The 22,312-nt window shown below is 72.9% G+C and carries 19 protein-coding genes; 17 read left to right on the top strand and 2 right to left on the bottom strand.

Annotation, left to right across the window (positions count from 1 at the left end; genetic code table 11):
- Nucleotides 1-114: 114 nt before the first annotated feature.
- A complete protein-coding gene (gene tkt / locus D1648_RS08425; protein WP_122940647.1) occupies nucleotides 115-2,214 on the bottom strand; it encodes a transketolase in 2,100 nt (699 codons plus the stop codon).
- Between the two features lie 288 nt (nucleotides 2,215-2,502).
- Here tkt and D1648_RS08430 point away from each other — a divergent pair, with 288 nt between their 5' ends.
- From D1648_RS08430 to D1648_RS08485, 12 genes are all read left to right on the top strand, one after another.
- On the top strand, nucleotides 2,503-3,453 hold the full coding sequence (locus D1648_RS08430) for a heme o synthase (protein ID WP_164518650.1): 951 nt from the start codon (nucleotides 2,503-2,505) through the stop codon (nucleotides 3,451-3,453).
- A 4-nt stretch (nucleotides 3,454-3,457) separates the two neighbouring features.
- Nucleotides 3,458-4,477, top strand: coding sequence for a site-specific tyrosine recombinase XerD (locus D1648_RS08435; RefSeq protein ID WP_122940649.1), 1,020 nt, complete (start codon nucleotides 3,458-3,460; stop codon nucleotides 4,475-4,477).
- A gap of 173 nt (nucleotides 4,478-4,650) precedes the next feature.
- The gene (locus tag D1648_RS08440; protein ID WP_122940651.1) at nucleotides 4,651-5,523 is read left to right on the top strand and encodes a ParA family protein; all 873 of its coding nucleotides are present in this window, start codon (nucleotides 4,651-4,653) and stop codon (nucleotides 5,521-5,523) included.
- Entirely contained in the window at nucleotides 5,523-6,413 is an 891-nt protein-coding gene (locus D1648_RS08445; protein WP_122940653.1) for a pseudouridine synthase, read from the top strand. The genes D1648_RS08440 and D1648_RS08445 overlap by 1 nt, the downstream gene beginning before the upstream one ends.
- Complete coding sequence (locus D1648_RS08450) at nucleotides 6,410-7,519, top strand: prephenate dehydrogenase (protein ID WP_122940655.1); 1,110 nt, start codon at nucleotides 6,410-6,412, stop codon at nucleotides 7,517-7,519. The genes D1648_RS08445 and D1648_RS08450 overlap by 4 nt, the downstream gene beginning before the upstream one ends.
- 20 nt (nucleotides 7,520-7,539) lie before the next feature.
- A complete protein-coding gene (der, locus tag D1648_RS08455) occupies nucleotides 7,540-9,798 on the top strand; it encodes a bifunctional cytidylate kinase/GTPase Der (RefSeq protein WP_122941100.1) in 2,259 nt (752 codons plus the stop codon).
- 88 nt (nucleotides 9,799-9,886) lie between these two features.
- The gene (locus tag D1648_RS18170; RefSeq protein WP_122940657.1) at nucleotides 9,887-10,543 is read left to right on the top strand and encodes a TM2 domain-containing protein; all 657 of its coding nucleotides are present in this window, start codon (nucleotides 9,887-9,889) and stop codon (nucleotides 10,541-10,543) included.
- A gap of 151 nt (nucleotides 10,544-10,694) precedes the next feature.
- The gene (locus tag D1648_RS08465) at nucleotides 10,695-11,111 is read left to right on the top strand and encodes an NUDIX domain-containing protein (RefSeq protein ID WP_122940660.1); all 417 of its coding nucleotides are present in this window, start codon (nucleotides 10,695-10,697) and stop codon (nucleotides 11,109-11,111) included.
- Complete coding sequence (locus D1648_RS08470) at nucleotides 11,108-11,719, top strand: hypothetical protein (protein WP_122940662.1); 612 nt, start codon at nucleotides 11,108-11,110, stop codon at nucleotides 11,717-11,719. Before D1648_RS08465 ends, D1648_RS08470 begins: the two co-directional genes overlap by 4 nt.
- A gap of 67 nt (nucleotides 11,720-11,786) precedes the next feature.
- On the top strand, nucleotides 11,787-13,214 hold the full coding sequence (locus tag D1648_RS08475) for an extracellular solute-binding protein (protein WP_370239785.1): 1,428 nt from the start codon (nucleotides 11,787-11,789) through the stop codon (nucleotides 13,212-13,214).
- Nucleotides 13,211-14,149, top strand: coding sequence for a carbohydrate ABC transporter permease (locus D1648_RS08480; RefSeq protein ID WP_122940667.1), 939 nt, complete (start codon nucleotides 13,211-13,213; stop codon nucleotides 14,147-14,149). The genes D1648_RS08475 and D1648_RS08480 overlap by 4 nt, the downstream gene beginning before the upstream one ends.
- Nucleotides 14,146-15,057, top strand: a complete 912-nt coding sequence (locus D1648_RS08485) for a carbohydrate ABC transporter permease (RefSeq protein ID WP_122940669.1) — start codon at nucleotides 14,146-14,148, stop codon at nucleotides 15,055-15,057. Before D1648_RS08480 ends, D1648_RS08485 begins: the two co-directional genes overlap by 4 nt.
- Here the strand turns inward: D1648_RS08485 and D1648_RS08490 are convergent.
- Nucleotides 15,047-16,267: an acyltransferase family protein gene (locus D1648_RS08490; RefSeq protein ID WP_241155409.1), complete on the bottom strand. Its 1,221-nt coding sequence runs from the start codon at nucleotides 16,265-16,267 to the stop codon at nucleotides 15,047-15,049. The two genes, D1648_RS08485 and D1648_RS08490, sit on opposite strands and share 11 nt — an antisense overlap.
- Nucleotides 16,268-16,364: 97 nt before the next feature.
- On the opposite strand from D1648_RS08490, the gene D1648_RS08495 reads away from it, so the two are divergent.
- From D1648_RS08495 to D1648_RS08515, 5 genes are all read left to right on the top strand, one after another.
- Complete coding sequence (locus D1648_RS08495; RefSeq protein ID WP_122940672.1) at nucleotides 16,365-17,657, top strand: sensor histidine kinase; 1,293 nt, start codon at nucleotides 16,365-16,367, stop codon at nucleotides 17,655-17,657.
- Nucleotides 17,654-18,277, top strand: coding sequence for a response regulator transcription factor (locus tag D1648_RS08500; RefSeq protein WP_122940674.1), 624 nt, complete (start codon nucleotides 17,654-17,656; stop codon nucleotides 18,275-18,277). Before D1648_RS08495 ends, D1648_RS08500 begins: the two co-directional genes overlap by 4 nt.
- Before the next feature lie 166 nt (nucleotides 18,278-18,443).
- A complete protein-coding gene (locus tag D1648_RS08505) occupies nucleotides 18,444-19,703 on the top strand; it encodes an aspartate aminotransferase family protein (RefSeq protein WP_122940676.1) in 1,260 nt (419 codons plus the stop codon).
- Nucleotides 19,703-20,911: an ectoine hydrolase gene (gene doeA, locus D1648_RS08510; protein WP_122940679.1), complete on the top strand. Its 1,209-nt coding sequence runs from the start codon at nucleotides 19,703-19,705 to the stop codon at nucleotides 20,909-20,911. The genes D1648_RS08505 and doeA overlap by 1 nt, the downstream gene beginning before the upstream one ends.
- 12 nt (nucleotides 20,912-20,923) lie before the next feature.
- Complete coding sequence (locus tag D1648_RS08515; RefSeq protein ID WP_122940682.1) at nucleotides 20,924-22,300, top strand: NAD-dependent succinate-semialdehyde dehydrogenase; 1,377 nt, start codon at nucleotides 20,924-20,926, stop codon at nucleotides 22,298-22,300.
- The last annotated feature ends 12 nt before the right edge of the window (nucleotides 22,301-22,312 follow it).

Consider the following 22,312-nt stretch of genomic DNA (forward strand, 5'->3'; position numbering starts at 1 on the left):
GGACTCCGGCATCCAGGAGGTGTCCGGAGGAACACCGCGGCGGCCGCAGCGCGAGGGGATGGGGGAGGGGAGAGAGGCGGGGGCGGGACCTGGCGGTCCCGCCCCCGCGGCGGATCAGGCGCCGGCCGCTGCCAGCGACTCCTCGGCCGCCTCGACGACGGCCTCGGGGGTGAAGCCGTACTCGCGGAACAGCGTCTTCGCGTCGGCGGAGGCGCCGTAGTGCTCGAGCGAGACGGCCCGGCCGTGCACGCCGAGGAAGCGGTGCCACGGCATCGCGATGCCGGCCTCGACGGTGACGCGGGCGGTCACGGAGGAGGGGAGCACGGACTCCTTGTACTCCTCGGACTGCTCGTCGAACCACTCGACCGACGGCATGGAGACCAGGCGGGTCGGGGTCCCCGCGGCCTCGAGCCGCTTCTGCGCCTCGGCCGCGTACTGCACCTCGGAGCCGGTGGCGATGAGGATCACCTTCGGGTCGCCGCTGGAGGCGTCCTTCATGACGTACCCGCCCTTGGCGACGTTCTCCGCCGAGGCGTACTCGGTGCGGTCGAAGGTGGGCAGAGCCTGGCGGGACAGGAGCAGGCCGACGGGTCCGCTGTCCCGCTCCAGCAGCACCTTCCACGCCTGCGCGGTCTCGTTCGCGTCGGCCGGGCGGACGATCGAGAGGTTCGGGATCGCGCGGTAGGCGGCGAAGTGCTCGACCGGCTGGTGGGTCGGGCCGTCCTCGCCCAGACCGATGGAGTCGTGGGTCCACACGTAGGTGACCGGGGTCCTCATCAGCGAGGCGAGGCGCACGGCGCCCCGCATGTAGTCGGCGAACTGGAAGAAGGTGCCGCCGTAGGGGCGGGTCAGCCCGTGCAGCGAGATCCCGGAGAGGATCGCGCCCATGCCGTGCTCGCGGATGCCGAAGTGGAGGGTGCGGCCGTACTCGTCGCCGGGGAAGTCCTCGGAGCCGATCTCCTCGGGCAGGAACGACGGCTCGCCCTTCATGGTGGTGTTGTTCGAGCCGGCGAGGTCGGCGGAGCCGCCCCACAGCTCGGGCATGACCGCGGCGAGGTCGCCGAGGACCTTGCCGGAGGCGGCGCGGGTGGCGACGCCCTTCTCGTCGGCCTCGAAGGTCGGGAACGCCTCGGCGAAGCCCTCGGGCAGCTCGCGGGCGACCAGGCGGTCCAGCAGCGCGGCCTTCTCCGGGTCGGCGGTGCGCCAGGCCTGGTAGCGCTCGTCCCACTCGGCCTTCGCCGTCGCGGCGCGCTCGGCGAGGGAGCGGGTGTGGGCGAGGACGTCCTCGTCGACCTGGAAGCTCTGCTCGACGTCGAAGCCGATGGCCTCCTTGAGGCCCTTGACGCCCTCGGGGCCGAGCTTCGCGCCGTGCACGGCGCCCTTGCCCTGGAGCTCGGGGATGGGCCAGCCGATGACGGTGCGCAGGCGGATGAAGGTGGGCTTGTCGGTGACCTTCTGGCCCTCGAGGATCGCGTCCTTCAGCGCGGCGACGTCCTCGACGTAGCCGGTGCCTCCCTGGGTCCAGTCCACGGTGCGCACGTCCCAGCCGTAGGCCTCGTAGCGCGCGGCGGTGTCCTCGGTGAACGCGATCGAGGTGTCGCCCTCGATCGAGATCTCGTTGTCGTCCCACAGGACGATGAGGTTGCCGAGCTGCTGCGTGCCCGCGAGGGAGCTCGCCTCGGAGGAGACGCCCTCCTGCAGGTCGCCGTCGGAGGCGATCACGTAGGTGAAGTGGTCGAAGGGGCTCGTGCCGGGAGCGGCGTCGGGGTCGAGCAGGCCGCGCTCGCGGCGCTGGGCCATGGCCATGCCGACGGCCGAGGAGATGCCCTGGCCGAGCGGGCCGGTGGTGATCTCCACGCCCTCGGTGTGGAAGTTCTCGGGGTGGCCGGGGGTCTTCGAGCCCCAGGTGCGCAGCTCCTCGATGTCCTTCTTCTCGAGGCCGAAGCCGCCGAGGAAGAGCTGGATGTACTGGGTCAGGCTCGAGTGGCCGGCGGAGAGGACGAAGCGGTCGCGGCCCAGCCAGGCCGGGTCCGCGGGGTCGTGACGCATGACGTCCTGGTAGAGCAGGTACGCCGCCGGGGCGAGGCTGACGGCGGTGCCGGGATGGCCGTTGCCGACCTTCTCCACCGCGTCGGCGGCCAGGACGCGGACGGTGTCGACCGCCCGCTTGTCGAGCTCGGTCCAGCCCTCGGGGGCCCTGAAGTTCTCCGTCATGTCGTGGACATCCTTTCGCCGGGATGCGGCCGTCGCGGCCGCTCGGAAAGTACAGGCCTCGCCGCGCGGCGCCGGGGAACCGGCTGCGACGTGCGCGTTCCGCAGGCGAGACGACGGGGTACACCTTAGTCCGCGAGGCCGGTAGGGGTCATGCGCGTCCAGGCTGTTGCCGCCGTGGGCGGTGCCCACCGTCACCTTCGGCCTGCGCGCGCCTCCCGGGCGCTTCGGCCTAGACTGGGCGGTGCTCGCGCGATCGCGGGCCGTGACGACGAGGAAGGACGGTGGGCGGTGACCGCCACCCAGGGTGCATCGCTGCGAGACGTTGGCCGGGACGGCGGGCGTCCTCCGCGGACCCTCCGCTCCGTCCTCGGCGCGTATGTCGCGCTGACCAAGCCGCGGATCATCGAGCTGCTGCTGATCACGACGGTCCCCACCATGTTCCTCGCGGCCGGGGGGTTCCCCTCGCCGTGGCTGATGATCGCGACGATGCTCGGCGGGTACCTCGCCGCCGGCGGCGCGAACACGCTGAACATGTACCTCGAGCGCGACATCGACGCGAAGATGAAGCGCACCCGCAACCGGCCGATCCCCTCGGGCGCCGTCACTCCGCGGGCCGCGCTGATCTTCGGGCTCACCCTCTCGGTGGTCTCCACGCTTTGGCTGGGCCTGCTGGTCAACTGGATGTCCGCCGCTCTCGGGCTCGGCGCCATCGCGCTGTACGTCGTCTTCTACACGATGATCCTCAAGCGCCGCACCAGCCAGAACATCGTCTGGGGCGGCATCGCGGGCTGCATGCCCGTGCTGATCGGCTGGTCGGCGGTGACCGGCACCGTCTCCTGGACCGCGGTGCTGCTGTTCCTGGTGATCTTCTTCTGGACGCCCCCGCACTACTGGCCGCTCGCGGAGAAGTTCTCCTCCGACTACGCCAGGGCCGGCGTGCCGATGCTGCCGGTGGTCTCCTCCCGCACCAACGTCGCCGGCCAGATGCTCCTGCACACCGGCCTCATGATCGCCTCGAGCCTCGCGATCATCCCGCTGGGGGAGACCGGCTGGGTGTACGGGATCGTCGCACTCCTCTCCGGCGCCTGGTTCGGCTTCCTGGTGGTGCGCTACGCGCTGCGCGTGCGCCGCGGGCTGAGCGGGAAGGCGCTGGGGCCGATGAAGGTCTTCCACGGCTCGATCACCTATCTCACCGTGCTCTTCGTCGCCCTCGCGATCGACCCGTTCGTCACGTTCTGACCCCATGAGCGCCGGGGAGGCCCCGCGCCCGGAAGGGGACGGACCGTCCTCCCGCCCGGGGGATCACCTCCGCCCGGGCGACGTGCGGATCCTCGAGCAGTATCTCGGCCACCTCCGGGTGGAGAGAGGCCTGGCGGAGAACACGCTCGCCGCCTACCGACGTGATCTGCGCCGCTATCTCGCCGATCTCTCGCGCCGCGACGCGGATCCCGCCGCCGTGGACCCGCAGGAGGTGGGGGAGTGGCTGCAGGCCCTGCGCACCGGGGCCGACGGCGGCGCCCCGCTGTCGGCGTCCTCGGCCGCCCGTGCCCTCGCCGCGGTCCGCGGGCTGCACTCCTTCCTCGACGCCGAACGGGTCTCCGCCACGGGCGACCCCTCCCGGCTCGTGCCGAGCCCGGCGCTGCCGCGCCGCCTCCCGCACCCGCTCACCATCGACCAGGTCGAGGCGCTGCTCGAGGCCGCGGGACGGCCCGGCACCGGACGGGACGCGACCGAGCGGGCGCTGCGCGACCGGGCTCTGCTCGAGCTGCTCTACGGTCTCGGGGCGCGGATCTCCGAGGCGACGGGGCTCGATCTCGACGACGTCGATCTCCGGGAGCGCTCCGCGGTGCTGCGCGGCAAGGGGGACAAGCACCGGATCGTGCCCGTGGGGCGCTACGCCCTCGAGGCCCTCGGGGCATATCTCACGCGCGGGCGTCCCGCGCTGGCCTCGCGAGGGCGGGGCACGGCCGCGATCTTCCTGGGCGCGCGCGGCACCCGCCTGACCCGCCAGGCCGCCTGGCAGGTGGTCCAGCGCTGCGCGCGCGAGGCCGATCTGTCCGATCTCGCGGAGCCGATCAGCCCGCACACGCTGCGGCACTCCTACGCGACCCATCTGCTGCACGGCGGGGCGGACGTGCGCAGCGTCCAGGAGCTGCTGGGCCACGCCTCGGTCACCACCACCCAGCTGTACACCCAGGTGACGGTCGACTCGCTGCGGGAGACGCATGCGGGCGCCCACCCCCGCGCCCGGCGGGGGGCTTAGACTTGAGCGGCACCACGCCCCCGCACGGCCCCGGCCGCCGGGGGCTCGCCACGGGTGAGGCGGGGACGGGCGCGCAGCCGTCCCTCCCCGGGCTGGGACCGGAGCACCTCCGCGGCCCGCTCGCCCCGCCCCGTGCCCGCACCAGACCACGACGCCGACGACAGGACAACGACGTGAGCCCGACCTCCCCTCAGCAGCTGGACATCGATCTCGGCCCCACCGGCCGGCCGATGCCGGAGCTCCCGGAGCCGGCCCCGCTCGACTCCCACGGTCCGGCCCGGATCATCTCGATGGTCAACCAGAAGGGCGGGGTCGGGAAGACCACGAGCGTGATCAACCTCGGTGCGGCCCTGGCCGAGCTGGGCCGGAAGGTGCTGCTGGTCGACCTCGACCCGCAGGGAGCCCTCAGCGCCGGCACGGGCGTGAACCCGTACGATCTCGACATCACCGTCTACAACCTCCTCATGGAGCGCGGCCACGACGTGCGCACCGTGATCCAGGAGACGGAGACCGACAACCTCGACGTGCTCCCGGCGAACATCGACCTCTCGGCCGCCGAGGTCACGCTGGTCAACGAGGTCGCCCGCGAGATGGCGCTGGCGCGCGTGCTGCGCCCCGTGGCCGACGACTACGACGTGATCATCATCGACTGCCAGCCCTCGCTGGGCCTGCTCACCGTCAACGCCCTGGCCGCCAGCCACGGCGTCATCATCCCGCTGGAGGCCGAGTACTTCGCGCTGCGCGGAGTGGCGCTGCTGGTGGAGACGATCGAGAAGGTCCAGGACCGCATCAACCCGCGCCTCGAGCTCGACGGCATCCTGATCACGATGTTCGATCCGCGCACGCTGCACGCCCGCGAGGTGTGCCAGCGCGTGGTCGAGGCCTTCCCCGACCGGGTCTTCCACACCACGATCAACCGCACGGTGAAGTTCCCCGACGCCTCGGTCGCCGCCGAGCCGATCATCTCCTTCGCCTCGGCCAACAAGGGCGCCGCCGCCTACCGGCAGCTCGCACGCGAGCTCATCTCGCGCGGCGCCGCGGCCTGATGGCCGCCGAGCGTCCCCGGCGGGGGAGCGGCGGGGGGAGCCGTCCCGCCCGCCGCCGCAGCGCCTTCACCCCGCCCAAGCAGGTGCGCCTGCGCGACGCGGACGGGACCCGACGCCCGGGCCCGTCGACCGACGGGGAGGGCGAGGCGATCCACCGCGAGGGCGGCGAGCGGCTGCAGAAGGTCCTCGCCCGCGCCGGCTGCGGTTCCCGTCGTGCCTGCGAGGCGCTGATCGCCTCCGGGCGCGTCCGTGTCGACGGGGCCGTCGTGCACGAGCAGGGGGTGCGCATCGACCCCGCCGTCCAGGTGGTCCACGTCGACGGGCGCCGCCTCCAGCTCGACGAGTCGAAGCTCACCCTCGTGCTGAACAAGCCGCGCCGGGTCGTCTCCGCGATGAGCGACCCCGAGGGACGGCGCGACCTGACCGAGTTCACCGCCGCCCACCCGCAGCGGCTGTACCACGTGGGCCGCCTCGACTACGAGACGGAGGGCCTGCTGCTGCTGACCAACGACGGCGAGCTCGCCCATCGCCTGACCCATCCGAGCTTCGAGGTCGACAAGACCTACGTGTGCCGCTTCGACGCCCCCGGCGGCCCGCCCCGCGGCCTGGTCAAGGCTCTGCGCGAGGGCGTCGAGCTCGAGGACGGGCCGGCCCGCGCGGATCGCGCCAGGGTCCTCGCCCAGGACGGCCGGGAGGCCGTGGTCGAGGTGACCCTGCACGAGGGGCGCAACCGCATCGTGCGGCGGATGTTCGCCTCCCAGGGCTTCGAGCTGACGGCCCTGGTGCGCACGCGCATCGGATCGGTGCTCCTGGGGGACCTGGCGCCCGGCGCGACGCGCGAGCTGACGGACCGGGAGCTCGGCACGCTGATGGCGGAGGTCGGGCTGTGAGGACCCTCGTCCCCTCACCCGTGCGGATCATCGGCACGGGGCTGATCGGCGGGTCCCTCGGCATGGCCCTGCGCCGCGCAGGCGTGGACGTGCAGGTCGAGGACGTCTCCCCGGGCACCGCCGCGCTCGCGGTGGAGCTCGGCGTGGGCGCGCTGCCGACGGCCGCGGACCGCCGCCCCGAGCTCGTGCTCGTCGCCGCTCCGCCCGACGTCGCCGCGAGCCTCGTGGACGATGCGCTGCGCCGCTGGCCGGACGCTCTCGTCGCCGACGTCGCGAGCGTGAAGTCCACGGTGCTCGAGGGGCTGCGGCGACTGGCCCGCCCGGAGGACCTGCCCCGCTACATCGGCGCGCACCCCATGGCCGGGCGCGAGGTCTCCGGCGTGATCGCCGCCCGCGCCGACCTCTTCCAGGGCCGCCCCTTCGTGGTCGTGCCCCATGAGGACACGCTCGCGGACGCGATCAGCGTGCTCAAGGGTCTCGCCGCCGAGATCGGCTCGGTGCCGATCCTGCTGGACGCGGCCGCGCACGACACCGCCGTCGCCCACGTCTCCCACGTCCCGCAGGTGATGGCGAGCCTGCTGGCGACCACGCTCCTGGAGCCCACCGAGCAGGCCTTGGGCCTGGCCGGACAGGGACTGCGCGACACCACCCGCATCGCCGACTCCGACCCGCGGCTGTGGGTGGAGATCCTCGGCGCGAACGCGGCGGCCGTCGGCGAGGTGCTGACCGCCGTCTCGTCCCGGCTCGAGGAGGTGCGCGGCGCGCTCGCGACGCTCGAGGGGGACCCCGATCCCGGCACCGGCTCCCGCCGAGCCCTCGCCGACCTCGTCGCCGAGGGGAACCGGGGAGTGCGCCGCATCCCCGGCAAGCACGGCGGCGCGACGGACGCCTTCACGACCCTCGTCGTGCTCGTCCCGGACCGACCCGGGGAGCTCGCCCGCCTGCTCACCGAGATCGGGCAGATCGGCGTGAACCTCGAGGACCTCCGCCTCGAGCACGAGCTGGGCCGTGAGGTGGGCCTCGCCCACGTCGCGATCGACGCGACCCGTGAGGACCTGCTCACGCGGGAGCTCACCGCGCGCGGGTGGAGGGTCGCGGGGGCCTGAACGCCCCGTATCCTTGCGGGATGCACACCAGCGCGCCGCACGACCCCGCCGAGGGCATCACGATCGCTATCGACGGTCCGGCCGGCTCCGGGAAGTCGACCGTCTCCCGCCTCGTCGCCGAGGCGCTGGACGGCGGCTTCCTCGACACCGGCGCGATGTACCGGGCGATCGCCTGGTCCTGCCTCGAGCACGACGTGGACCTCGCCGACCGCGAGGCCGTCGCCCGTGTCGCCGAGGAGATCGACCTCGAGCTCGGCACCGACCCGGCCGGTGCGACCGTCGTCGTCGCCGGCACCGACATCACCGCCGCGATCCGTGAGCAGCGGATCTCCCAGCACGTCTCCGCCGTCGCGACGAACACGCTGGTGCGCCCGATCCTCCAACGCCGCCAGCGCGAGGTGCTCTTCACCACCGCGGCCGAGCGCGGCTTCTGCGTCGCCGAGGGACGGGACACGACCACCGTCGTCGCCCCCGACGCACGGGTGCGGGTGCTGCTGACCGCCTCCGACGAGGAGCGGATGCGTCGCCGCGCGGCGGAGCTCGGCCTCGAGGACACCGAGGAGAACCGGGCGCGGATGGCTGACCAGGTGCTGCGCCGCGACCGCGACGACTCCGCCGTCTCCGAGTTCCTCACCGCGGCCGACGGCGTCGAGCCGATCGACACCACGGGCCTCGGGATCGAGGACGTCGTCGAGAAGGTGCTCATGCTCGTCGCCGCCGCGGAGGCCGCCGACGAGGAGGCGGAGCACGGCGCGGCCGAGCCCGCCGCGCCCGCGGTCGTGGAGGCCGCAGCGACCGAGGCCCTCCCGGATCCCGCGCGGTCCGCGGTCTCCGGGGACGAGGGCCCGAGCGACGAGGACGTCGAGGCCGCGCTGCGCGCAGGGCTGTCCGAGTACGAGCTGGACGAGGAGGACCTCGCCCTGCTCGGCGGGGCCGAGGGGGAGGAGCTGCTGCCCGAGGCGCGGCGCAACCTGCCCGTCGTCGCCGTCGTGGGTCGCCCCAACGTCGGCAAGTCCACCCTCGTCAACCGCATCCTCGGCCGGCGCGAGGCCGTCGTCGAGGACCGCCCGGGCGTGACCCGCGACCGCGTCTTCTACGAGGCCGAGTGGTCCGGGAAGGACTTCTGGCTCGTGGACACCGGCGGCTGGGAGGACAAGGTCCAGGGCATCGCCTATCGCGTCGCCGAGCAGGCCGAGGTCGCCGTCTCCCTCGCCGACGTGGTCATGTTCATCGTCGACGCGAACGTCGGCATCACCACCACCGACGAGCAGCTGCTGAAGGTGCTGCGCAAGGCGAAGGTGCCGCTCGTCCTGGTCGCGAACAAGGTCGACGACCAGCGCGGGGAGATCGAGGCCGCCGCCCTGTGGAACCTCGGCCTCGGCGAGCCGTATCCCGTCTCGGCCCTGCACGGACGCGGCTCCGGCGACCTGCTGGACGCGGTGATCGCCGCGATGCCGGAGGAGGGCCGCGGCGCGCCCGTGGACCACGGCCCCCGCCGCGTCGCGCTCGTCGGCCGCCCCAACGTGGGCAAGTCCTCGCTGCTGAACCGCCTCGCGAAGGAGCAGCGGGTCGTCGTCGACGACGTCGCCGGCACCACGCGCGACCCGGTGGACGAGAGGATCACCCTGGGCGGGAAGGACTGGACCTTCGTGGACACCGCGGGGATCCGGCGCCGCGTCGCCCAGTCCCAGGGCGCGGACTACTACGCCTCGCTGCGCACCCACGCCGCGCTGGACCGTGCCGAGGTCGCCGTCGTGCTGCTGGAGGCCTCCGAGCCGATCTCCACCCAGGACCTGAAGATCATCGACATGGTGCTCGAGTCCGGGCGGGCCCTCGTGCTGGCCTTCAACAAGTGGGACCTGCTGGACGAGGAGCGGCACAAGGCGCTCGAGCGGGAGATCGAGCGGGACCTCGCCCACGTCGCCTGGGCCCCGCGCGTGAACATCTCCGCCGCGACGGGCCGCCACGCCGAGAAGCTCGTGCCCGCGCTCGAGCAGGCGTTGCGCTCCTGGGACCGACGTATCCCCACCGGTCGCCTGAACGCCTTCCTCGGCCAGCTCGTCGCCGCGCACCCGCATCCGCTGCGCGGCGGGAAGCAGTCCCGCATCCTGTTCGCGACGCAGGCGCGCACCCGCCCGCCGCGCTTCGTGATCTTCGCCAGCGGATTCCTCGAACACGGCTACCGGCGCTTCATCGAGCGCCGCCTGCGCGAGGACTTCGAGTTCATTGGCTCGCCGATCGTGATCGGCGTGAGGATCCGCGAGAAGCGTCGGCGCTGACAGGAGCCGTGCGAGCGCGCGAGAGCGGGGCGCCGGGTGCGTTCCGCCGGGATGCGGGCGACCGGAGCGAGCACGTATCGTGGCAGCCATGAGCAACCCCTCCGACGACAGCTCCTGGACGCCGCAGGACCACGACCCGTACGCCGCGCAGGACCCCTACGGCCAGTCTCCGCCGCCGGCGCAGGATCCGTCCGGTCAGGTCTCGCCGTACGACCAGTCCTCGCCGTACGGTGCCGCCTCCTCCGCGGAGCCCGACGACCAGGGAGGGTGGGCCCCCGCCCAGGGGACCGGCGCGTCCGACCCCTACGGCCGGTCCTCGCCCTACGGCGCACCGGCCGACGGGCAGGCCGATGACGGCCAGGCATCCCCGTACGGCCAGGCATCCCCCTACGGCCAGGCGTCCCCCTACGGGCAGGCATCCCCCTACGGCGCCCCCGCTGGCGGCCAGTCCCCCTACGGCGGCCAGATCCCGCCGGGCGGCCAGGCGCCGTACGGCGCACCGGCAGGGCCGGCCGGCGGCCAGGCGCAGAGCCGCGTGCTCGTGGGCGTCCTCGGGATCTTCCTCGGCGGCTTCGGCGTGCATCGCTTCCTCATGGGATACACCGCCATCGGCGTCATCCAGATCGTCGTGACCTTGGTGACCTGCGGCTTCGGTGCGATCTGGGGGTTCATCGAGGGAATCATGGTGCTCGCCAAGGCGCAGGCCTTCGAGCGCGACGCCCACGGCCGCCCGCTGCAGGACTGACCATCGCGCGCGGCCGACCCTCACCGCGCCCTCCCGCGCCCGTCTGCGCGCCGCCCCCGCCCCTTTCCCGTCCCCGACCAGGAGGAGCATCATCGCCACCCCCGACTTCGTCCTCTCGCTGCGCGAGCGCATCGGGAACGAGCTGCTGTGGATGCCCGGGGTGACCGCGCTCGTCCTGGACCGGGAGCGCACCCGCATGCTCGCCGTGCGCCGCAGCGACGACGGCAGCTGGACCCCGGTCACCGGCATCATCGACCCGGGGGAGGAGCCCGCGCACGCCGCCGTGCGCGAGGTCGCCGAGGAGGCGGGGATCCGCTGCACGGCCGTGCGCCTGATCGACGTGCGCGCTCTGCCGGAGGTCACCTACGACAACGGCGACCGGGCCCAATACCTCGACCTCTGCCTGCTGTGCGAGGCCGACGGCGCACAGGAGCCCTGGCCCGCCGACGGGGAGAACACCGCCGCGCAGTGGTTCCCCGTCCACGAGCCGCCGCCGATGAACGACCGCTTCGCCGCGCAGCTCGCGCTCGCCCTCGAGGACCGGCCCGAGGCGCGGTTCCGCCGATGAGCACGACGGACCCCCTCCCCGGCACCCGGGTGCGGATCCCGCTGACCGACCGGCCCGGCGACGACGCGGTCGTGCGCGTGATCGCCGCGCCTCGCCGCGACCTGGCCCGCCGCGGACAGCTCGGGGAGCCGCTGCGCCCCTTCGCCGACGCGCTCCTGGTCGACGTCCACGCCGGGGACCGGATGCTGCTGCCCGGCGCCTGGGTCCAGCACGAGGTGCTCCAGCGCGGCGAGCCCCTCGCGCCCGTGCCCGTCGCCGCGGCCGATCTGCGTCCGCCTGCGGTGATCGCGGGAACCCCCGAGCGGGCCGCGCTGCACTGGGGCGAGACCGTGTGGCCGCTGGAGCTCGGCGGCGCGGTCGCGATCCCCGCCGCAGGCCGCGCCGACCCCCATCCGCTCTCCCGACTGCGCCGGCTGCTGCTGGTCGCCGCCGGCCGCCGCGCAGAGATCGCCCTGACCCTGTGGCAGGCCCCCGACTTCGAGATCCCCTGGCAGGACGTGCGCCTCCTGCCGCGGGCCGCCTCCTGGTTCGAGCTCGCCCAGGTCCCGGCCGGCATGCGCTACGCGGATGCGGAGCGAGCTCAGGGAGTGGGCCGCGCCCGGGGCTGACCCGCGGGGCGGCGACGCGCCGAGCGCGGACCGGACATGCGCGTGACCTACGCCACCGGCTAGGGTCATGGGGCCGAGAGACGTCGACGAGGAGGTCCGCGTGGTTCCATCCCTCTTCCCCCGCAGCGGCGGCGACCGCCGCTCGTTCCTGCGGCTGACTGCGGGAGCGGCCGTGCTGCTGCCGCTGGGAGCGCTGGCCGGCTGCTCCGGGGGAGCGCGCGACGCGGGCACCCTGCGCATCGCCTTCCAGCAGTTCGGCTCCAACACGATCAAGCAGGAGTGGATCGAGCGCGCCGCGCAGGAGTTCTCCGCCCAGAACCCGGATCTCGTGATCGACCTCGTCCCGATCGTCGCCTCGGAGAACGACTACTTCACGAAGAACGAGCTGCTGATGAGCTCGCCCCGCACCAGCCCCGACCTCGTCTACGAGGACTCCTTCATCCTGCTCTCCGATGTGGGTGCCGGCTACCTCCAGCCCATGACCGACCTGGTCGAGGGCTGGGACCACTGGGACGACATCGCCGAGGCCTCGAAGCTCGCCGTGACCGGCGAGGACGGGGAGGTCTACGGGGTGCCGATCACCACCGACACCCGGGCGATCTGGTTCCACCGCGAGGTCTTCGAGGAGGCGGGCCTGCCCGCCGAGTGGCAGCCCACCTCCTGGGAGGACATCCTCGAGGCCGCTCGCGCGATCAAGGACTCCGACTCCGAGGCGATCCCGTTCTTCATGTACGCGGGCACGCCGCAGGGGGAGAAGGCCTCGATGCAGGGCTTCGAGATGCTGCTGTACGGCACCGGCGACGGCACCGGGCTCTACGACGAGGAGAGCTCGACGTGGATCCTCGGCTCGCAGGGCTTCATCGACTCCCTCGCCTTCCTGAAGACGATCGTGGACGAGGAGCTCACGGCCTCGCTCGGCCAGCTGCTGGACCCCAACATCTCCGAGCAGATCTACACCTCGATGCTTCCCGACGCGAAGCTCGGCATGCTCATCGACGGCTCCTGGATCTCGCAGAACTGGACCGAGAGCGCCGGCCGGCCTTGGCCCGAATGGCCCGAGGTCGTGGGGCTCGCGGACATGCCCACCCAGGACGGCGGCGGCACCGGCACCGTCACCCTCGCCGGCGGCTGGGGCCTGTCGATCCCGCAGCACGTCACCGACCGGGAGACGGCCTTCCGCTTCCTCGAGGTGCTGGTCTCGACCGAGACCCTCGTCGAGTACGCGATCGCCGACAACCACATCACGGTGCGCGCGGACGTCGCGGAGGTGGAGGACTACCTCAGCTACTCACCGGCCGTGGAGTACTTCACGAACCTGCTGGAGACCGCCTACTACCGGCCGGCGCTGCCGGCCTATCCGGAGGTCTCCTCGGCGATCCAGGAGGCGATGGAGGCGGTGCTCACGGGGGCCACCCCCGAGGCGGCGGCCGCCGCCTACGACGCCACGGTGCGGGACATCGTCGGCGAGGAGAACGTGCAGGAGGCCCAGGGATGACCGCGACCCACACGACGGCGACCCACCGCGCCGCTGCGCGCAGCGGGAGGAGGACCCGCCTCGGCGACGGGCTCTCGCCGCTGCGGGCGGTGCCGATGCTCCCGGCGGCGCTGCTGCTGCTCGGCTTCATGCTCGGACCGATCCTGTACTCCCTCTATCTCGCCTTCACCGACAGCGCGATCCGCGGCGAGGGCGCCTCCGACACCAGCTTCGTCGGGGTGCAGAACTTCCTGGACGCCTTCGCCGACGGGGACTTCTGGAACTCTGTGGTCCTCACCCTCGTGTTCACGCTGGTGTCCGCAGTGGTCGGCCAGAACCTCCTCGGCATGGGCCTGGCGCTGCTGATGGAGCGGACCCACCGCCTGGTCACCTTCACCGTCACCTCGATCGTGATCGCCGCCTGGATCCTGCCCGAGGTGGTCGCCGGCTACCTGCTCTACACCTTCTTCGCCGACGACGGCAGCCTGAACACGATCCTCACCTCGATCGGGCTGCCCTCCCAGGACCTGCTGTTCAGCGCCCCGATCATCGCGGTCTCCTTCGCGAACATCTGGCGCGGGGCGGCGTTCTCGATGCTCGTCTACTCCGCGGCGCTGAGCTCGGTGCCCGGGGACGTGTACGAGTCCGCGGCGCTGGACGGCGCCGGGCCGGTGCGCCGCTTCGTCTCCGTGACCGTGCCGCTGCTGCGCCCCGCGATCGCGACCAACCTGATGCTCACCACGTTGCAGACCCTGTCGGTGTTCGGGCTGATCTTCATCATGACCGGCGGCGGCCCCGCCCGGCAGAGCCAGACCCTGCCGCTGTACATGTACGAGCAGGCCTTCTCCTACGGGCAGCTGGGCTACGGCACCGCCGTCGCGCTGCTGCTCCTGCTGATCGGCGCGCTCGCCTCGATCGCCTACCTGCGCCTGCTGCCCGAGGAGGACAAGCGATGACCGCCGGCCTGTCGACCACCGCCGCCGCGGAGCAGCCGCGACCCGCCGAGACCGCGGCGCCCCGGCCCGCCCCGAGGACGGGCCGCTGCCGCGCGGCAGGCACCCGCCTCGCCAGCAACCTCGTCATGGCCGCGATCGGCCTCGCTTTCCTGGTGCCGCTGCTGTGGGTGGTGCTGGCCTCCTTCGACACCGAGGCCTCGCTGTCCGTGGCCTGGCCGGAGACGTGGAGCCTCGGCAACTACTCGGCGATCTGGAACGCCGAGACCACCTTCCGCCCGCTGGGCAACTCGCTGCTCCTCTGCGGCGGCGCGACGCTGCTGACGATGGTCTCCGCGGTGCTGTGCGCCTACCCGCTCTCCCGCTACAGCTTCCGGGCCAAGCGCCCCCTGCTGCTGACGATCATCTTCTCCACGGGCCTGCCGATCACCGCGATCATGATCCCCGTCTACTCGATGTTCGTGCAGGTCAACCTCATCGACTCGATGGGCGGGGCGATCCTGTTCCTCGGGGCGAGCTCCCTGCCCTACGCCATCTTCCTCACCAAGGGCTTCATGGACGGGGTGCCGATGGAGATCGAGGAATCGGCCTGGACCGAGGGGGCGGGCGTCTACCGCACCCTGTGGTCGGTGGTGCTGCCGCTGATGCGCTCGGGCCTCTCGGTCGCCACGATCTTCACCTTCGTCTCCATGTGGGGGAACTTCTTCGTCCCCTTCATGCTGCTGCTCAGCCCGGACAAGCTCCCCGCCGCGGTGACGCTGTACACCTTCTCCTCCCAGTACGGGCAGGTCGCCTACGGCCAGCTCGCCGCGTTCTCCATCTTCTACTCGCTGCCGGTGGTGGTGCTGTACCTGTTCCTGGGCCGGAACCTCGGTCAGGGCTTCGCCGCGGCGGGCGGTGTCAAGGGCTGAGCAGCACGCTCCGGTGCCGGTGCCCGTTCAGCCACCGGCCCACCCAGGTGCCGCGCACGCCGAGGTCGTAGCTCAGCAGCGTCGCCGCGAGGACGACGCCGAGGGAGAGGCCCAGCTCGAGCGGTATCGGCCAGTCGGTGCCCGCCAGCGGCACCGCCACGAGCAGCAACAGCGGGAAGTGCCACAGGTACACCCAGTAGGAGGCGTCGGCGAGATAGCGCACGACGGGCCGCTCCCGGCGCAGCACCCGGCCGCACAGCCCCAGCAGACCGTGCACCCACGCCCAGGCCGCCAGCGCATGCGCCGCCGCGGAGAGCGGGAGGGGCATCGCGATCAGCAGCGCGGGGCCGGTGAGCGCGACGGCCAGCACCAGATGGGCCCTCCAGTGCCGCTCGGCGCGGGCGAGGCCGTCGGGCGCGGCGTGCAGGAACCAGCCCACGAGGAACGCGCCGGTGTAGCCGATGCTCGCCCCGGGCACGGGGACCAGCGTGTACGGCTCGACGATCCCCATGAGCGTGTCGCCCTGCACGAGCAGCGCCAGCGCGTAGGGGAGCGCCGCGAGCAGCATCCCGCCCGGGGCGGAGAGCAGCGCGCCGATCCGCTCGGCCCAGCGCCCGGAGCGCTCCGCCCCGAGCAGGCGCACGAGCACGGCGCGCACCGCGACCACGACCAGCACGATCTCGAGCAGGAGCAGCAGGAACCACAGATGCATTGTGGGCAGGTCCAGGACGGTCCCCGTCGCCTGCGGGGAGGGCTGCTGGGCGCCGGTGACGACGCCCGGACCGTGGACCGCCTCGGCCAGCACGACCGCGGCGATCAGGAGGCCGAAGAGCACCGGCCACAGCGCGACCAGCGGCAGGCCGAGCCGCTGCAGACGGTCCCGCAGATACGCGCCGGCACCGCGACGACGCAGCACCATCCGCCCGAAGTAGCCCGCGAGCATCATGAACAGCACCATGCGGAAGAGGTGCACCACCCCCACGACGAGCGCGGCCAGGGGCGATCGGGAGCCGTCCTGGACGAGCCAGCCGCCCCAGGGCATGTACGGCATCAGGGCGTGCAGCAGCACGCCCAGCAGCAGCGCCCCGCCGCGCAGAGCGTCCAGGTGGTGCAGCCGCGCACCGGGCCTCGGCCCGGGGGCGGTGTCGGTCGCGGGGGCGTCGCCGACAGCGGGGGCGGCGTGCGCGGGAGGTCTCGGCAGGGAGGACATGGAACGACGGTATGCACGAGCCCCGGGGCCGCACCTCCCCCGATCGGAGGAGGACTATCCGGTGGTGCTCCGTGCCCGGGCACGGGAGACTGGCCGCATGTCCGCCCCGCCCGCCCCGCCCGCCCCGACGTCGTCGCCGCCCGACGCCGCGACCGGTGCCGCGCACGCGGGGACGGATCGCGGCGCGACCGTCGCCGACGGCATCCTCTCGGACGGGTCCGCGCGCACCCTCGGGGACCGCCTCGTGATCGTCATCCCGCCGGTGCTGCTGATCCTCGCCACGTTCCTCGGGCTCGTCCTGCCGCGCGAGGGCGTCGTGCCCCACGACGGGCTGTGGGCGCTCCTGCCCGCCGCTGTGCTGCTCGTGCTGCGGCCCGTGCTCGGGCGCAGCCTCGCCGCGACAGGACCCGACAGCTCCGCTCTGCGTGCGCTGTACACGCTGCACCTGCTGACCCTCGCCGCCGGCGTGGTGCTGAACCCCTATCTGTGCATCTATGCCTTCGTCGGCTACATCGACGGCGAGCGCTTCCTGGCCGGCGCCCGGAGCCATCTGGTCCTCGTCCTGACCGCCCTGGTCAGCGCGGCAGGGCAATCCGGCGGGCTCCTGGTGATGCTGCATGCGCCGTGGCTGTACGTGCTCCTCGCGGCCGTGAACCTGCTGCTGGCCGGGGCGATGAGCCGCGTGGCCCGGGAGCGCGGGGTGGTGCTGGACGCGCGCGAGCGGGCGCTCGAGGAGCTCGCCCGCAGCCAGCGGGAGAACGCGAGGCTGCACGAGGAGCTGCTGGAGCGGGCCCGGCTCTCCGGGGTCGAGCAGGAGCGCACCCGGCTCTCGCGCGAGATCCACGACACCGTCGCCCAGGGCCTGGTCGGCGTGATCCGCCAGCTCGAGGCCGTCGGCCCCGGCATCGACGAGGACTCGCGCCGTCGGGTGAGCACTGCGGAGGAGACCGCGCGCGACGCCCTGCTGGAGGCGCGTCGGGCCGTCGAGGCGCTCTCCCCGCACCAGCTGGGCGTCGACGACCTGCCCGAGGCGCTCGGCGTGCTCGTGGCACGCTGGGCGAGGGCCCACCGCATCGTCGCGGCCGTCGACGCGGACGAGGCCGATCCGGACGGGCCGCATGCCGAGGTGCTGCTGCGCATCGCCCAGGAGGCGCTCGCGAACGTGGTTCGGCACGCGCGGGCGGACAGCGTCGCGCTCACGCTGAGCGGGGGAGAGGGGCAGCAGGTGCTGCGCATCGTCGATGACGGCATCGGCGCCGACCTCGGCAGCGTCGGGCGCGGGCACGGCCTGGACAACATGAGGGCGCGCGCCCGTGCCGTCGGCGGCGACCTCGCCGTCGACTCCCGCCCGGGGCACGGCCTCGCGATCACCGCGCGGGTGCCGGCATGAGTTCCCCGGTGCGGGCTGTGGTGGTCGACGACCATCCGGTGGTGCGCGACGGGCTCGTGGCGATGCTCGGCTCCGATCCGGGCATCGAGGTGGTCGGCAGCGCGCAGGACGGCACCGACGGGCTGCGGCTGATCGAGCGCACCGCTCCGGACGTGGTGCTCATGGACCTGCGCATGCCCGGCACCGGCGGCACGGAGGCGATCCGTCAGCTGCGTCGCCGTGACCGCCTGCGCCCCCGGGTGCTGGTCCTGACCACCTACGACACCGACCGCGACATCCGCGGCGCCCTCGAGGCGGGAGCGGACGGCTACCTGCTCAAGGACGCCCGACGGGACGATGTGCTGCGGGCGGTGCACGACCTGGCCGCCGGCCGGCCCGTCCTCGCCGCGGCCGCGCTCGCGGTCCTCGCCTCCGGCCGGGATCCGCGCCGCGAGCTGAGCGGACGCGAGGTGGAGGTGCTGCGGCTGGTCGCCGACGGATGCACGAACCGGGCCGTCGGTTCCCGCCTCGGGATCGGGGAGGCGACGGTGAAGACGCACCTCGGGCACGTCTACGAGAAGCTCGGCGTCACCGACCGCGCCTCCGCGGTGCGCACGGCCTGGGAACTGGGTCTGGTCTGACCAGGCACGATCCGTCCTGGCGGCCCCGGAGGGTGCGTCCTGCTTGACGGGGAGCACCTCGGGCTGTGAAGGTCATCACACCGGGCCGTATCGGCACCAGAGGCGGTCTTCGCTCTCGGCCCGGTCGCGGAGATCGGGCCGCCTCCTGAGCGAGAAGAGGTCTCCCATGGACACCGCAGTCTTCGAGAACCACGAGTCCGAGATCCGCGGCTACTGCCGCCACTACCCGACCGTCTTCGCCTCCGCGTCCGGGGCCCGACAGGTCGACGAGGACGGCCGCAGCTATCTCGACTTCTTCGCCGGGGCCGGGGTGCTGAACTTCGGACACAACCATCCCGCGATGAAGCAGGCGCTGATCGAGTTCCTCGAGGCCGACGGCGTCGCCCACTCGCTGGACACCTACACCACCACCAAGCGCGACTTCATCGCCCGCTTCCACGAGGCGGTCCTCGCGCCCCGCGGCATGGACCACCGGCTGCAGTTCATGGGGCCCACGGGCTCGAACGCCGTCGAGGCGGCGATGAAGCTCGCCCGCGCCGCGACCGGCCGGCGCGAGATCGTGGCCTTCAGCCACGGCTTCCACGGCATGACCCTCGGCTCCCTCGCCGCGACCGCGAACGACGCGTTCCGCCGCTGGGCGGGGGTGCCGCTGGAGAACGTCCTGCGCCTGCCCTTCGAGACCGCACCGGGCGGGGACACCGCCGTGGCCGAGTACCGCCAGGCGCTGCATGACCCCTCCAGCGGGCTGCTGCCGCCGGCCGCGTTCCTGGTCGAGGTCGTCCAGGCCGAGGGCGGGGTCAACGTCGCCAGCGCCGAGTGGCTGCACCAGGTCCAGGATCTCGCTCGCGAGATCGGGGCGCTGCTGATCATCGACGACATCCAGGCCGGGATCGGCCGCACCGGCAGCTTCTTCTCCTTCGACGGGATGGGGCTGGACCCGGACATCATCACGCTCGCCAAGGGCCTGGGCGGCTACGGCACACCGATCGCGATGAACCTCAACAAGCCCGAGGTCGATCAGCACTGGAGCCCCGGCGCGCACACCGGCACCTTCCGCGGGCAGGGGCTGTCCTTCGTCGCCGGGAAGGTGGGCCTGGACCTGCTGGCCGAGGAGGGCTTCCTCCCGGGCGTCGAGGCCAAGGGGCGCCTCATGCGCGAACGGCTCGAGCGGATCGTCGCCGCACACCCCGAGCACGAGTGGGCCGTGCGGGGACGCGGCATGATGCAGGCGCTGGACACGGGCGACGGCGCCTTCGCCGCCGCAGTCCAGCGAGAGTGCTTCGAGCACGGCCTGCTGATCGGTCCGTGCGGCAGCGGAGGCCGGGTGATCAAGCTGATCCCGCCGCTGATCATCTCCGAGGAGGACCTCTCGGAGGGACTGGACCTGCTCGAGGGCGCCGTCGCCCGCGTCGCGGAGGCGCAGTGATGCGCCGCCGCCATGACATGACCTTCGCCCCGGAGGAGTACGAGCGCCGGGTGGGCGAGCTGCGCGAGCGGATGGCGCAGCGCGAGCTGGACGCGGTGATCATCACCGATCCGGAGAACCTGATGTACCTCACCGACCATCAGACCACCGGCTACTCCTTCTTCCAGGCTCTGATCCTCCCGCTCGAGTCGGAGCCGGTGATGATCACCCGCGCCCTCGAGGAGTCCAACGTCGTCTCCCGCACCTGGCTCGAGCACTCCCGCGCCTATCCCGATTCGGGCGACGCGATCCTCGAGCTCGTCTCCACCCTGCGGGACCTGCGGCTGGACGACTCCCGCGTGGGCTACGAGCGCAACAGCTACTACTTCCCGGCCTATCAGCAGGACCGCTTCCACGACGCCTTCGGGGAGGGGCTCGTGGACTGCTTCGGCATCGTCGAGGAGGGGAGGGTCCGCAAGTCCCCGGCGGAGATCGAGGTGATGCAGCTGGCCGCCTACGCCGGGGAGGCCGGGATGGCGGCGGGCCAGCAGGCCGCGATCTCCGGCGCGACCGAGAACGAGGTCGCCGCGGAGATCACCTCGGCGATGTTCCGCGCCGGCGGGGAGTTCCCGGCCGTCGTGCCCTATGTCGCCTCCGGTCCCCGCTCGATGATCGGCCACTCCACCTGGGAGGGGCGCATGATCCGGCCCGGCGAGCACGTCTTCCTCGAGGTCGCCGGCTGCTACCGCCGATACCACGCGGCGATGATGCGCACCGTCGTCAACGGCGCCCTGTCGGAGTCGATGCGCTCGGCCCAGGACCTCATGAAGCACACCCTGGCGGAGCTGCGCGCCCTGATGCGGCCGGGCGTGACCGTCTCCGAGGTGGACCGGCTCACCCGGCGGCTCATCGAGAGCAACGACGTCGGCGCGAGCCTCGCCACGCGGGCCGGCTACTCGATCGGGATCGCCTTCCCGCCCTCCTGGGACGAGGGCTACATCCTCTCCCTCCTCGAGGGGGACGAGCGCCCGCTCGAGGAGGGCATGACCTTCCACCTGATCCCCTGGATGTGGGGGGTGGACGGCGACAAGACCGTCGGGATCTCCGACACCGTCCGCATCACCGCCGACGGCTGCGCCTCCTTCCTCACCCTGCCGGAGGACTTCACCGTCCACGAGAGCTCGGCCCGAACCCGCCCCGCGCACGCCGTCGGCGCCGCCCGAGACTGACAGGAGCACACCATGACCGTCCTGACCGCGATCGACCCGACCACCGGGGCCGTCGTGCGCGAGCAGCCCGCCGCCACCGCCGCACAGATCGACGCGGTGCTGGCCCGAGCCCGCACCGCCTTCCTCGACTGGCGCGGGACGAGCTTCGCCCAGCGCGCCGCGCTGCTGCGTGCCCTCGCCGCGCACCTGCGCGAGAACATCGAGGAGCTCGCACCGCTGATGACCGAGGAGATGGGCAAGCCCCTCGCCGAGGCCCGCGGCGAGGTGGGCAAGGCCGCGTGGGCCGCCGAGCACTATGCCGAGCACGGGGAGGAGTATCTCGCTGCGGAGCACATCGCCTCCGACGCCGCCTCCTCCTACGTCCAGCACCTCCCGCTGGGCACCGTGCTCGGGGTGCTGCCCTGGAACGCCCCGTTCTGGCTCGCGCTGCGCTTCGCCGCCCCGGCCCTGATGGCCGGCAACACCGCGGTGATGAAGCACGACCCGCACGTGCCCGGCTGCGCGGCCGCGATCGAGGAGGCGTTCCGCGCCGCAGGCTTCCCGGAGGGGGTCTTCCAGACCCTCCACGCCGCGACCGAGGACGTCGAGTCCGTCATCCGCGATCCGCGGATCCAGGCCGTGTCCTTCACCGGCTCGGACCGGGCCGGGTCGACGGTCGCCGCGATCGCGGCGAGCGAGATCAAGCCCGCCGTGCTCGAGCTCGGCGGCTCCGACCCCTGCATCGTGCTGGCCGATGCGGACCTCGAGCAGGCTGCCCGGGTCTCGGCGCTCTCGCGGATCATCAACGCCGGTCAGTCCTGCATCGCGGCGAAGCGGGTGATCGTCGAGCGGTCCGTGCACGACCGCTTCGTCGAGCTGCTCGCGGCGGAGCTGGGCGCGCTCGTCGTCGGCGATCCGCGCGAGGAGACCACCCAGGTGGGCCCGATCGCCCGCGAGGACCTGCGGGAGAACCTCCACCGCCAGGTCACCGCCTCGGTGCAGGCAGGCGCGTCCCTGGTGCTCGGCGGGGAGATGCCGGCGGGGGAGGGGTTCTTCTATCCCGTCACCCTGCTGACCGGGGTGCGAGCGGGGATGAGCGCGTGCACGGAGGAGACCTTCGGCCCGGTCGCCGTGGTGATGGTCGCCGAGGACGCCGAGGAGGCGCTCGCGATCGCCAACGACACCCCGTACGGGCTCGGGGCGAGCATCTGGACCGAGACCCGGCGCGGCGAGGAGCTCGCACGGCGGATCGAGGCGGGGCAGGTGAGCGTCAACGGGATCGTGAAGACCGATCCGCGCCTGCCCTCCGGCGGCATCAAGCGCTCCGGCTACGGGCGCGAGCTCGGCCCCCACGGCATCCGCGAGTTCGTCAACGCCCAGCAGGTGTGGGTGGGGCCGGCGAACTCCTGAACCGCGCGCCGC

The sequence above is a fragment of the Brachybacterium sp. EE-P12 genome (assembly GCF_003711805.1).
Classification (GTDB): domain Bacteria; phylum Actinomycetota; class Actinomycetes; order Actinomycetales; family Dermabacteraceae; genus Brachybacterium.